This is a genomic window from Streptomyces sioyaensis (genome assembly GCF_004122735.1).
In the GTDB taxonomy this organism is placed as follows: Bacteria; Actinomycetota; Actinomycetes; order Streptomycetales; family Streptomycetaceae; genus Streptomyces; species Streptomyces sioyaensis.
The window spans coordinates 1-12381 of the sequence record NZ_SDIF01000153.1; the positions used below are offsets into that span (position 1 = coordinate 1).

The 12381-nt window shown below is 73.4% G+C and carries 12 protein-coding genes, 1 pseudogene and 1 riboswitch; of the genes and pseudogenes, 6 read left to right on the forward strand and 7 right to left on the reverse strand.

Going from position 1 to position 12381, the window contains the following annotated elements; genetic code table 11:
• Positions 1-238: 238 nt before the first annotated feature.
• From EST54_RS30595 to thiO, 3 genes are all read right to left on the reverse strand, one after another.
• Positions 239-1075 (reverse strand): thiazole synthase, encoded by an 837-nt coding sequence (locus EST54_RS30595; RefSeq protein ID WP_129250958.1) that lies wholly within the window; start codon positions 1073-1075, stop codon positions 239-241.
• 9 nt (positions 1076-1084) lie between these two features.
• The gene (gene thiS / locus EST54_RS30600) at positions 1085-1300 is read right to left on the reverse strand and encodes a sulfur carrier protein ThiS (protein WP_006606126.1); all 216 of its coding nucleotides are present in this window, start codon (positions 1298-1300) and stop codon (positions 1085-1087) included.
• On the reverse strand, positions 1297-2556 hold the full coding sequence (gene thiO, locus EST54_RS30605; protein ID WP_239013697.1) for a glycine oxidase ThiO: 1260 nt from the start codon (positions 2554-2556) through the stop codon (positions 1297-1299). Before thiO ends, thiS begins: the two co-directional genes overlap by 4 nt.
• A riboswitch (TPP riboswitch) is annotated at positions 2548-2660 on the reverse strand. (Overlaps the previous gene by 9 nt.)
• A 156-nt stretch (positions 2661-2816) precedes the next feature.
• Between thiO and EST54_RS30610 the strand changes: the two genes are divergently transcribed.
• From EST54_RS30610 to EST54_RS30630, 5 genes are all read left to right on the forward strand, one after another.
• Positions 2817-4112, forward strand: a complete 1296-nt coding sequence (locus EST54_RS30610; protein ID WP_129250959.1) for an NAD(P)/FAD-dependent oxidoreductase — start codon at positions 2817-2819, stop codon at positions 4110-4112.
• Positions 4113-4227: 115 nt separating this feature from the next.
• Positions 4228-4593: an Rv2175c family DNA-binding protein gene (locus EST54_RS30615; RefSeq protein ID WP_006606129.1), complete on the forward strand. Its 366-nt coding sequence runs from the start codon at positions 4228-4230 to the stop codon at positions 4591-4593.
• 119 nt (positions 4594-4712) lie between these two features.
• The gene (gene thiE, locus EST54_RS30620; RefSeq protein ID WP_129250960.1) at positions 4713-5363 is read left to right on the forward strand and encodes a thiamine phosphate synthase; all 651 of its coding nucleotides are present in this window, start codon (positions 4713-4715) and stop codon (positions 5361-5363) included.
• A gap of 339 nt (positions 5364-5702) precedes the next feature.
• Positions 5703-6620, forward strand: a complete 918-nt coding sequence (gene metF / locus EST54_RS30625) for a methylenetetrahydrofolate reductase [NAD(P)H] (protein ID WP_051006930.1) — start codon at positions 5703-5705, stop codon at positions 6618-6620.
• 36 nt (positions 6621-6656) lie between these two features.
• On the forward strand, positions 6657-7817 hold the full coding sequence (locus tag EST54_RS30630) for a hypothetical protein (protein WP_129250961.1): 1161 nt from the start codon (positions 6657-6659) through the stop codon (positions 7815-7817).
• 52 nt (positions 7818-7869) lie between these two features.
• Here the strand turns inward: EST54_RS30630 and EST54_RS30635 are convergent, their stop codons facing one another.
• The 4 genes and pseudogenes from EST54_RS30635 to EST54_RS30650 form a co-directional block, all read right to left on the reverse strand.
• Complete coding sequence (locus EST54_RS30635) at positions 7870-9381, reverse strand: phytoene desaturase family protein (RefSeq protein WP_129250962.1); 1512 nt, start codon at positions 9379-9381, stop codon at positions 7870-7872.
• A gap of 91 nt (positions 9382-9472) precedes the next feature.
• On the reverse strand, positions 9473-10093 hold the full coding sequence (locus EST54_RS30640; protein ID WP_129250963.1) for a DUF4126 domain-containing protein: 621 nt from the start codon (positions 10091-10093) through the stop codon (positions 9473-9475).
• Positions 10094-10489: 396 nt separating this feature from the next.
• A complete protein-coding gene (locus EST54_RS30645; RefSeq protein ID WP_129250964.1) occupies positions 10490-11104 on the reverse strand; it encodes a TetR/AcrR family transcriptional regulator in 615 nt (204 codons plus the stop codon).
• Between the two features lie 141 nt (positions 11105-11245).
• Positions 11246-11542, reverse strand: a pseudogene (locus EST54_RS30650) (hypothetical protein); the annotation flags it as partial.
• Positions 11543-11871: 329 nt separating this feature from the next.
• On the opposite strand from EST54_RS30650, the gene EST54_RS30655 reads away from it, so the two are divergent.
• Positions 11872-12357, forward strand: coding sequence for an SAV_6107 family HEPN domain-containing protein (locus EST54_RS30655; RefSeq protein WP_129250965.1), 486 nt, complete (start codon positions 11872-11874; stop codon positions 12355-12357).
• Positions 12358-12381 lie beyond the last annotated feature (24 nt).

The window sequence follows — 12381 nt, forward strand, 5'->3', positions numbered from 1 at the left end:
TCACGTACTCCTCCCACGGGAGGGGACGGGCCGGAGGGGCCGGTGTGTGGGACGTAAAGCGAAGCAGTCCCACACACTGGCCCCGGAGGTCCGTCACCGCACCCGACACCCACCCAGCCCGCCGCAGGCGCAACGGCGACCAGCCACCACGGCGGGAAAGCCGACAACGTGGGTCGCGCCGCAAAGCGCAACGGCGAGAAACCACCACGGCGGGAAAGCCGACAACGTGGGAAGCCCCCTAAAACGCTGGTCGCTCAGGGTCCAGGTCTGCCATCCCCTCCGTAGGGGAGGACGCCAGGGCGAAGTGGCGGCGTGGGATCCGGCCCGCGCGGTGCGCCAGGCGGCCCGCCTCGACCGCGTGCCGCATCGCGTGAGCCATCAGCTCCGGCTCCTGCGCCCGGGTCACCGCGGTCGCCAGCATCACCGCCGCACAGCCCAGCTCCATGGCCAGGGCGGCATCCGAGGCGGTGCCGGCGCCGGCGTCCAGGATCACCGGGACCCCGGCCCGTTCGGTCATCAGCTGGAAGTTGTGCGGATTGCGGATGCCCAGCCCGGAGCCGATCGGCGAGCCCAGCGGCATGATCGCGGCGCAGCCCACCTCCTCCAGCCTGCGGGCCAGCACCGGATCGTCGTTGGTGAACGGCAGCACCGTGAATCCGTCGTCCACCAGGGTCTCGGCGGCGTCCAGCAGCTCCACCGGGTCGGGCAGCAGGGTGCGCTCGTCGGCGACGACCTCCAGCTTGATCCAGTCCGTGCCGAGTGCCTCCCGGGCGAGCCGGGCGGTGAGCACCGCCTCCCCCGCGGTGAAGCAGCCCGCGGTGTTCGGCAGCACCCGGATCCCGTGCCGTTCCAGTACGGACAGCACCGAGCCCTGCACGGTCGGATCCAGCCGCCGCATGGCGACCGTCGTCAGCTCCGTCCCCGACGCGAGCAGTGCCCGTTCCATGACGTCGAGGCTGGGTGCGCCGCCGGTGCCCATCATCAGCCGGGACCCGAAGGTGGTGCCGGCGAGGGTGAACGGGTCGGGGGCGGTGGTGGCGGGAGCGGCTTCCCGCTGGGTGGCGATATCGGTCATGGCTGCGGGTCAGCCTCCTTGGACGGCGGTGAGAACCTCGACGCGGTCGCCGTCGCCGAGCGGGGTGGTGGGCCACTGGGCACGCGGCACCACGAGGTCGTTGACCGCCGCGGCCACCCCGGAGGACGCCGGGGTCAGGGTCGCGACCAGCCGGTCGAGGGTGAGCCCGCCGGCGATCTCGCGGGCCTCGCCGTTGACGGACACGGACACGGTGGGGGCGCTCATACGGGCTGCTCCTGGGGGGTACGGGTGCGCGCCGGCCCCGGGGCGGCGAGGAGGGTTCCCCCGCGCTGGTCGGGCGTGGCGGAGAAGCGCGCGGGGGAGAAGGGGCGGGCCACGTCCGGCAGGCTCCCGGTGGCCAGCGACTCGGCCATCGCGTCACCGGTGACCGGCGCCAGCAGCACCCCGTTGCGGAAGTGGCCGCAGGCCAGTTGCAGGCCGGGCAGCGCGGTCGGCCCGAGCAGCGGGGCGTTGTCGGGGGAGCCGGGGCGCAGCCCGGCGCAGGTCTCGACGAGCGGCAGCTCGGTGATGCCCGGGACCAGCTCGTGCGCGTCCCGCAGCAGCTCGTAGACCCCGCCCGCGGTCACGGTGGTGTCCCAGCCCAGCTCCTCGCTGGTGGCGCCGACGACCAGTTCGCCGCTCGCCCGCGGCACCAGGTAGAGCGGCCCGCCGCGTACGACGGCCCGTACGGTGCGCGACAGGAAGGCGGGGCTCCCGGCCGGCACCTGCGGCAGCCGCAGCCGCAGCACCTGTCCCTTGACCGGCCGCACCGGCGGCAGCACCTCGGCGGGGACGCCGGCGAGACGACCGCTCTCGCTGCCCGCGGCCAGGACGACCTGACCGGCCGACAGCCGTGTCCCGTCGGCGAGTTCGGCGCCGGTGGCCCGTCCGCCGGCGACCGTCAGCCGGGCGGCGCGGCTGCGGTGGAAGTCCACTCCGGCGCGCTCGCAGGCGACGAGCAGGGCGCTCACCAGCCGGCGCGGATCGACCTGGTGGTCGCCGTCCACCCGCAGCCCGCCGCGTACCCCGGGGGCCAGCATCGGCTCCAGGCGGCGGCACTCGCGCCCGGTCAGCCACTGCGAGTCCAGTCCCGAGCGGATCTGCAGGGCGTGCAGCTCGCGCAGGTGCGCGCGGTCGTCGGCGTCCAGCGCGACGGCCAGGGTGCCGCACCGCCGGTAGCCGATCCGCTGCCCGCCGGCCTCCTCCAGCTCCTGGGTGAACTCGGGGTAGCGCCGTGCCGAGGCGAGATTGAGCCCCAACAGGGTCTGCTCGCCGTAATGGAGCTCGGTGACCGCGGCCAGCATGCCGGCCGCGACCCGGGCCGCGCCGCCACCGGGCGCCGGATCGGCCACCGCGACGGACATCCCGCGGCCGGCCGCCCGCCAGGCGGTGACCAGACCGATGATGCCGCCGCCGAGCACGAGCACGTCCGGCCTCCTGGCGGACGGCTGCGACGGTGCGGCAGATGGTGGCATGGGCATCCAGCCCCTCCCTTCGCCGGCATGACCCGGATCAGGTTCGTACGGTCGGAGGCCGGCCAGCCTCCCTCTCAGCCCGGTGCGTCCGGGCTCCCGCGAGTGCGTGTGGCCGTCAGCCTAATACGGGGCCGCGACGCGCCGTAAGGTGCCGCCCCCGGCGCGCCCACGGGCCCGCGGACCGCACCGAGCGACTGTGACGCTGTGTCAGAGATCTCCTTGCGCGCTGCTGCGGACGGCTCCGCCCACCGTCCTAGAGTGATCAGGTGAGCGAGCAGAGCAAGTCCTCCCAGGCCCCTGACCGCACGCCGCGCGTCGTGATCGTCGGCGCGGGAATCGCGGGTGTGCAGACCGCCGTCGCCCTGCGCGAACAAGGGTGGCGCGACGCGATCACGCTCCTCGGCGACGAGCCCCACCAGCCCTACGACCGCCCGCCGCTGTCCAAGGCGGTGCTGCTGGGCAAGGCCGAAGGCTCCACCTTCGACGTCGACTTCGCCGGGCTCGGCATCGACCTCCGCCTCAACTGCCCGGTCACCGGCCTGGTGCCGGAGGCCCGCCAGGTCGAGACTGCCGACGGCCCGATCTCCTACGACTACGCGGTCCTCGCGACCGGCGCCGCCCCGATCATGCTGCCCGGCAGCGAGGGACTGCCCGGCGTCCATCTGCTGCGCACCCTCGACGACGCCGAGCGGCTGCGGCCGGTGCTCGCCGCCCAGCACGAGATCGTGGTCGTCGGGGCCGGCTGGATCGGCGCCGAGTTCGCGACCGCGGCCCGGGAAGCGGGCTGCGCGGTCACCGTCGTCGAGGCCGCCGACCGCCCGCTGGCCGGCGCCCTGCCGCCCGAAGTGGCCACCCACATGACCGGCTGGTACGCGGACGCCGGCGCCGAGCTGCGCACCGGTGCCAAGGTCGCGTCCGTCACGCCGGGTGCGGTCACCCTGGAGGACGGCACGACGCTGCCCGCCGACGCGGTGGTCGTCGGGATCGGCGCCCGGCCCGCGACCGGCTGGCTGGCCGGCTCGGGCGTCGAGGTGTCGCCGCGGGACGGCTCCGTCCTGGCCGACGGCCGCCTGCGCACCTCCGTGCCCGATGTCTACGCGGTCGGCGACTGCGCCTCCTTCCCCTCGGCCCGCTACGGCGGCCGGCTGCTCATCCACCACTGGGACAACGCCCTCCAGGGCCCCCGCACGGTCGCCGAGAACATCGCCCGCGGCGGCACCGAAGGGCTGGTCTACGACCCCGTCCCGTACTTCTGGTCGGAGCAGTTCGGCCGGTTCGTGCAGTACGCGGGCCACCACGTCGACGCCGACGAACTGGTCTGGCGCGGCGACCCGACCGGGGCCGCCTGGTCGGTGCTCTGGCTGCGCAGTGAGGAGAGCCCGGGCGAAGCGCGGTCGGATCGGGGCGGTGGCGGGCGAGGGGCGGGAAGGCTCGTCGCGCTGCTGGCCGTGGGGCGCCCGCGCGACCTGGCTCAGGGGCGCAAGCTCATCGAGCGGGGGGTCGTCCTGGACCGGGAGCGGGCCGCGAACGCCTCCGTACCGCTGAAGGCCGCGGCGCTGTAGCGGGGGCGCGCAACGGTCGCGGACGGCAGCCGGCCGTCACCCTCCGGTGTGCAGCAGGCCCCCGACGGCGATGCCCGGCTACCGGCTGTCAGTGCGAGGTGGCAGGCTTGTTCCTGTGACCGAGATTGACGCAAACATCGATGGACTCGTCCCCGCCTGGCTCACCCTCCCCGACATCGCCGAACGGCTCGGCGTCGAGGTGACCCGCGTCCGACAGCTGGTCAAGGAGGGCCAGCTGATCGCGGTGCGCCGCGGCGAGAACCGGGCACTGCACGTGCCCGCCGATTTCATCAAGGACGACAAGGTGGTCAAGGGCCTCGTCGGCACGCTCACCCTGCTCAAGGACGACGGCTTCACCGACGAGGAGATGCTGGAGTGGCTGTTCACCCCGGATGAGACCCTGCCCGGCACGCCCGCCCAGGCGCTGCGCGAGAATCGCGGCACGGAGGTGAAGCGCCGGGCCCAGGCGCTCGCCGTCTGACGCACCCGGCGTGGCGCACTCCCGTCCCGCAACCGCACCAGCATCCGTAACCACATCCGCGGGGTGTACGGACCGGAAGGACCGGCCCGTACACCCCCGACCCGGGGGGAAGCCGCCCGATGACCACCGCACGACAGGCCCTTGCCGACGCCCGCCTCTACCTGTGCACGGACGCCCGCACCCGGCAGGGCGACCTCCCGCAGTTCCTGGACGCGGTGCTCGCCTCCGGGGTGGACATCGTCCAGCTGCGTGACAAGGGCCTGGAGGCCGGTGCGGAGCTCGGGCATCTGGAGGTCTTCGCGGACGCCTGCCGGCGGCACGGCAAGCTGCTCGCGGTCAACGATCGGGCGGACGTCGCCCACGCGGCCGGCAGCGACGTGCTGCACCTCGGCCAGGGCGACCTGCCGGTCCGGGCCGCCCGCGCCCTGCTCGGCCCCGACGTCCTCATAGGCCGCTCCACCCACGCCGAGGCCGAGGTGGACGCGGCCCTCGACGAAGCCGGCGTGGACTACTTCTGCACGGGCCCGTGCTGGCCCACCCCCACCAAGCCGGGCCGGCACGCCCCCGGCCTCGATCTGGTCCGCTACGCCGCCTCCCGTGCCCCCGAGCGCCCGTGGTTCGCGATCGGCGGGATCGACGCCGGAAATCTGGACGAGGTGCTGACGGCCGGCGCCCGCCGGATCGTGGTGGTCCGCGCCCTCACGGAGGCGGACGACCCGGGGGCTGCTGCCGCGGACCTGGCCAAGCGCATCCGGACCTGGGACGCCTAGGGCCTGACCCGAACGACAGGCCCTAGGGACTGTCCGAGGGGTCAGGGTCGGAAGGCCGCGGCGCCGCACGCGGACACGCCCTCCGGGCGACTCCGACCCGGCCGAGGCGCTGTTGTGGACACGTCGGGACGGGGTGACCGGGATCACCCCGCGGCGGCGCCAGAAGACCGGCAGGCTTCCGTGGCCGGCTTCCGCAGGGCATGGAGGTGCGGTGGCGGCGGAAGCTTTTCCGACATCCCGGCGACCGGAAAATGTCCAACCAGTGGACATGAACCGCACCAACCAGGCATAACGCCGATCACGGTTGGTGTGTGCCCGGCCGGTGGTTAACCTGCCGGTATGGCCCTAGGTACAGCTTCCACCAGGACTGATCGCGCACGAACGGTGCGCGACCTGCTTGCCTCCGGTAAGCAGTCGTACTCGTTCGAGTTCGCCGCCCCCAAGACGGAGAAGGGCGAGCGGACCCTGTGGAACGCCATTCGCCGCATCGAGGCCGTCTCGCCGACCTTCGTCTCCGTGACGTACGGCGCCGGCGGCACCTCCCGTGACGGCACGGTGCGCGCCACCGAGCGCATCGCCACCGACACCACCCTGACCCCGGTCGCCCATCTGACCGCGGTCAACCACTCCACGGCGGACCTGCGCAACATCATCGGCCAGTACGCCGGAGCCGGGATCCGCAACATGCTCGCGCTGCGCGGCGACCCGCCCGGTGACCCGATGGGCGAGTGGGTCAAGCACCCCGACGGCGTCGCCTACGCCGCCGACCTGGTCCGTCTCATCAAGGAGTCCGGCGACTTCTGTGTCGGCGTCGCCGCCTTCCCCGAGATGCATCCGCGCTCGACGGACTGGGACACGGATGTGGCGCACTTCGTCGACAAGTGCCGGGCCGGCGCAGACTTCGCCATCACCCAGATGTTCTTCTATCCCGAGGACTACTTCCGGCTGCGGGACCGGGTGACGGCCGCGGGTTGCTCCACGCCGATCATTCCGGAGATCATGCCGGTGACGAACGTGCGTCAGATCGAGCGGTTCGCTCAGCTCAGCAATGCAGCCTTCCCGCCCGAGCTGGCCGAGCGCATCCTCGCCGTCAAGGACGATCCGGCGGCGGTACGCTCCATTGGTATCGAGTACGCAACGGATCTGTGCGCACGTTTGATGGCCGAGGATGTTCCCGGGTTGCACTTCATTACCCTGAACCACTCCACGGCGACCCTGGAAATCTACGAGAATCTGGGGCTGCACCAGCAGTCCTGATGACGGTGGCCGGCGAGCGGCGGAAGAGGGGCGTATATGGGCTGGACGGTCCTCTACATCGCGTTCGGCCTGGTCGCCCTGTGGCTGCTGGGTGAGGTCCTGCTCCAGAACAAGGCGCGGCTGCGCTGGCGGTTGCTCGCCTTCGCCGGTTTCCTCGCCGTGGTCGTCGGTGTCCTCATCCCGTCGGTGATCGTGATCGGAGTGGGCCTCGCCGCCTTCGCCGTCGGGCAGACCAATGTGACGCTCTCCTTCCGCCGCGGTTTCACCACCGGCTGGGCCCTGCGCGGCAAGGACGGCAAGCCCGGCATGCCCGGGATGTCGGGCAAGCCCGCCGAGGGCCGGCGCCGCCGGGCCCGCAACTCCGGCCCGGCCCCCGCCGAACCGAAGCTGGAGGTCTCCGGCCTGGAGGCGGTGCAGCCGGGCGACACCGACGGGCGGGGCTTCCAGCCCGGGGCCGGCAACGGGCTGGAGGACACCTTCGAGAGCACCGGCGGCTTCCAGAGCCAGGACCCCTACGCCGGGCAGGGCTCCTACGCCGGGCAGGGCTCCTACGACTACGACACCGACGACGTCTTCCGCCGCCAGGACCCCTACCAGGGCGGGCAGTTGGACCAGAGCGCCTACGAGACCCAGCCGTTCGCCGTCCAGAACGACTATGCGCAGGCCGACGCCACCGCCGTCTACGCCCCGCAGCCGATGCCCGACGAGACGGGCCAGTACGGCATCTACAGCCCCGACGCCCGCGCCCCGCAGCCCGAATACACCGGCTACGACGCCTACGGCACCCCCGTCGGGAACGTTCCGGGCGACGGCAACGGCTATGCGTACGACGGCAGTTACGGCCAGAACGGCGCCGGCCAGGACACCTGGGCCGATCCCTACGCGGCCTACGGCGACGCCCTGAGCCAGCAGGCGCCCTACTCCGACCCGTACATCGGCACCCAGCAGTACCCCGCGGCCTACGACCCGTACGGGCAGCCGGACCCCTACGCGCAGTCGCCCTACGCCCAGGCGCCCTACGCCGCGCAGCAGTACGACAGCCAGGGACAGCCGCTCGGCCAGAATCCGGGCCAGGGCTACGGCGAGACGCCGCCCGGGGGTGTCTGGGTCCCCCAGCAGCGCGACAGCGAACTCCCGCCCGAGCAGCAGTATCCGCCCTACCAGCAGGGCTACGACGGGCAGCAGTACCGCTACTGAGACGGGCAGCCACCGGCCCCGCACAGGGCCGGGCCGGCACACCGCCCGGCCGTCAGGTCGAGCCGTGCCAGTCGTCGCCGTGCACGATCAGGCCCGCGACGATCGCGCCGGACATCCCGGCATGCGCGAGCCCGCCGCCCGGGTGGGACCAGCCACCGACCGCATAGAGCCCCGGTATCCGGGTGCGGTTGCCGGGCCGCAGAAAGCGCCCTTCCTGGCCGGCCAGCGCCGGGCCCGGCACCGGCATGTCGTCCGTGGGCGGCAGCACCTCCCGCCACAGCACCCGCTCCCGCAGCCCCGGCACCGCGGCCTCGGCGATCCCGGTCATCCGCTCGGCCTCGGCCGCCACGGCCTCGCCGTCGAGCCAGTCCACCGGGCCGTGCGCGGCGACGGTCGCGGTCAGCGTCACCGCCTCATGGGCGCCGTCCGGTCGTACGGCGGGGTCGTCCGGGCGCAGCACCGTCACCGTGGGCCGGTCACAGGGGGTCCGCAGCCCGGGGCCGTCGCCGAACACGCCCGCCAACTCGGCCGCGCGGTCCGCGGCATGCACCACCGTCCGGTGCACGGCGTCCGCGGGGCGCGCACCGCGCAGCGCCAGACACACCGTCAGCTGCCCGGGGCCGCGCTCGCCCGCGCCGGGGCGCACCTCGTCGGCGCCCCATGGCTCCCGGCCCCCGCAGAGCCCCGCGAGCTGCCCCGGATCGATGCCCGCGACCACGAACTCCGCCTCGGCCACCCGGCCGTCGGCCAGCTCGACGCCCGCCACCCGGCCGTCCTTCTCCACGATCCCGGTCACCGCGGCACCGAAGCTGAACTCCACCTTGCGCGCCAGACACCGCTCGTACACCGCGTCGGCCAGCGCCCGCAGACCGCCGCGCGGATACCAGCTCCCGAAGGTCTGCTCCATGTACGGCAGCACGGCGGCGCTCGCCGGGGCGCTGCGCGGGTCGAAGCCGTAGGCCAGCGCATGGCTCTCCAGCAGCGCGATCAGCCGGGGGTCGGCCAGCTCGCGGCGGGCCACCTCGGCGAGCGTGGCGGTCGTGGGGCCCTTGCCCCGGCCGAACAGCCCGCGCCGGCGCACCGCCGGATACGGATCGCGCCCCAGCACCCGCCAGTCCTGCCACAACGGCTCCTCCAGGAGCGGCCGGCGGGTGGCGTCCCAGGCCTCACGGGCGCGGCCCACCAGCGCGCTCCAGCGCTCCCCGGCGCCCGCACCCAGCGCCTCGTCCAGGGCCGCCAGCACGCCGGCCCGCGAGGCGTTCGGCAGCGACACGGCCGTGCCGTCGGCGAAGACATGACGGCTCGCGGGGTCGACCTGGGACAGCTCGACACAGCTCTCCAGCGGCTCCCGGCCGGTCTTGAGGAACAGATCCCGGTAGACGGCCGGCAGATGCAGCAGACCGGGCCCCGTGTCGAAGGCGAAGCCGTCCCGCTCCAGACGCCGCACCGCACCGCCGTGCGTCGCGCCGCGCTCGAACACCGCCACCCGGTGGCCCGCGACGGCCAGCCGGGCAGCGGCCGCCATCGCGCCCATCCCGGCGCCGATCACCGCAATCCGTGCCATGCCTGCGACTTTATCCGGAGCCACTGACAACGCCCGCACGGCCGGTGGCCGGCCCGCCGCCGGCCCCGGCGCCCCCGGCCCGCGCGGACCGTCAGACCGCCGGCGGCACCGCGCCGCCCGCCGCGGCGAGCCGCTTCTCCTCGCGCCGCTGCCGCCGGCGCTGGAGGTACCGGCGGATCCGCGACCACAGGAAGACCACCACCGCGATCCCCGCGACCAGCAGCGCCCCCGCAATGACCGCGGCCGCCACCGGATGGAACACCGCGAATGCGACGAGCCCGGCGACGCCCAGATCCTCGACCACGCTCAGCACGATATTGCTGGCCGGCTCCGGCGAGGTGTTGACCGCGATCCGGGTGCCCGCCTTGACCAGATGGCTCACCAGCGCCGTAGAGCCGCCGACCGCGCCCGCCGCCAGCTGGGGCAGCGAACCGTCGTGCCCGGCCAGCAGCGCCGCCACGACACCACCGGCGACCGGCCGGATCACCGTGTGCACCGCGTCCCAAACGGAGTCCACGTACGGGACCTTGTCGGCGACCGCCTCGCACAGGAACAGGACCCCGGCCACGAGCAGCACATCGGGGCGCTGCAGCGCCGCGGGCACCTCCTCGCTGACGCCGGTCGCGCCGAGCAGGCCGAAGACGAGGACGACGGCATAGGCGTTGATCCCGCTCGCCCAGCCACTGGTGAACACCAAGGGAAGTACGGACACGCCGAAGATCGTAGGCCCTGGGGGCGCGTGCTCAGACTTGAGTATCCGTACTCAGACGCCGAGATGAGTAGGTACGCGGATGGGCCGCCGGCCGCCCGGACGGAAGAGTAGGGGCCACGGAAGGGAAGCGGCGCCGCACCGCCGACACGGGGCGGCGGAGCGGCGCGGCTCCCGGACGTGACGGGGGATACGGGGGAAGCACGGGGGAGTACGGGGGAAGCGCTGTCCTGGTCGGATCGGGGGGGAACGATCTGCGCCAGGGCAGCGCACTCTTTTGCGCGGACCCACGGGGGAGAACGGGTGCGCGCCGCACCTGACCACGACGGCGCGCATCCGCATCCCGCTCCGGAAAGCCCCCCCGCGACCACGGAGCCCCGGCCCGCCCGGCGGGCCCGGTTACGAGGCCTGGCCGCCGACCCGCCCCTGGAGCAGCCGCGACAGCGCCGCGTGGACCTCGTCGATCGACCGGTCCGGCTGGTAGGACTGCCAGTCCAGGGCGGCCACCAGAACCATTCCGAACAGCGCCGAGGCGGTCAGCGGGACATCGATCTCCTCGCTCAGCTCCGCACGGGCCACCGCCTCCCGCAACACGGTCTCCACCACCGTGATGGCCCGCTCACGCACCACCATCAGCGTCGACTGCCAGGCCCGGTTGGTGCGCCACAGTTCGGCCACGTAGAGCTGGGTGAGCGCCGGGTAACGGGAGATGAAATCCAGGCCGGCCCGGATCATGGCGTCCAGCGCGTCGATCCGGCTGCCGCCCCGGCCGGTGACCTCGTCGGCGGCCGACTGCAAGGAGGTCGCCAGCAGCTCGATGCCGTGCCGCAGCAGCTCCTCGAAGAGAACGTTCTTGCTCGCGAAGTTGTAATACACGGTGCCCTTCGCGACGCCCGCCCGTTCGGCGATCTCGTCCACCGTGGTGGAGGAGAAACCCTGTTCGGCGATGAGCGTGACCGCGGCGTCGAAGAGCTTGCGCCGGGTGGCGTCGCGGCGGGAGTGGGAGCTGTCCATGGGGGCGATTGTGCCGCGCCGTGCTGATCGACGCGCGGCGCGAGGGCGGCCCCACCGGGCGTTCGACTCCGGGGCAGCCGTCCCGCAGGACGGCGGCGGGCCGTGGGTACCTCCCGGCGGCAGCGGAAGGAGGGCGGGCGCTCACAGTCTCAGCTCCGGATGCAGGTCCTTCATCCGCACCACCTCCCAGCCGCGCGCCGTCAGGGACGTCAGCACCGCCACGAGGTAACTCATCGGCAGATACGGGTGGATGGCGGCGAAGAAGCCGGGTCCTGTCCGCACCGGACAGGTGCCGCCCGCAGAGGTCGGCCGGAGCATCGGCAGCGCCGGCACCAGGATCCGGCCGGCCGGTCCGAACTGCGCGTTCAGCCACGGCACAAGCGCCAAGGAGCAGGCCGTGACCAGGACGAGGAAGCCGATCGCTCCCGTCCTTGCCGCCCTTCCCGGCGCGTTCGCCGCGCGGGGCGGACGCGCCGGAGTCAGGGGTGGCGGGGGAGTCGGGGGTCTCGGGGCTTCGGAGGCCTCAGCGGTCCCTGCTTGAGCTGACCGGTCAGTGCAAAGGCCGTTTTCCGCACCCCCACCCCCGGTTCTGCAAGGGGGTGCAAGGGGGTGGGGGTGCAGGCTCCTCAGGTCCGTCGAAGAATCCGTCGGCTTTCGGCGAAAGCGCAGGTCAGCGCCGATTGTCAGTGGCGTACCTCACGATGGGTTCATACGGTCCCGAATCGGCATTCGGTCCCGAACCGGCATGCGACGACAGGAGGTTCGTCATGGCAGCTCGTCCCGGCAGGGGCAGCTCCGCTGCGTACGGTCCCCCGAGCGATGTCCACCCCGTCCTGCGGCGGGCGGCCGCACCACCCGCCGCGCTCGCTCTGCTCACCCAGGCTCAGCAGGGTCTGGAAGAAGCGCAGACCCTGGAAACCCCTAACGAGCGGTTCGCCACGGCTCATCTGGCCGCGTTGCGCACTGCCGCCGCCGTCCTCGCCGTCCGCGGCCGGCCCGAGACCACCGCGCGCCGCAGGCGGCGTATCCGCAGTGCCTGGGAGGTCCTCCCCGAGGTCGCTCCCGAACTCACCGAGTGGAGCGCACTCTTCGCCTCCGGCGCCGACCGCCGGGCGAAGGCCGAGGCCGGTATAGCCGGGGCGGCCGGCCGCCGGGACGCCGATGATCTTCTGCGGGACGCCGTGATGTTCCTGCGCCTGGTGGAACGGATGCTGCTCGTCCAGCCCTCGCTGCCGCCCCAGCGCGCGGGGTAGGGGCCGGTCGAGCCAGGGGAGGCG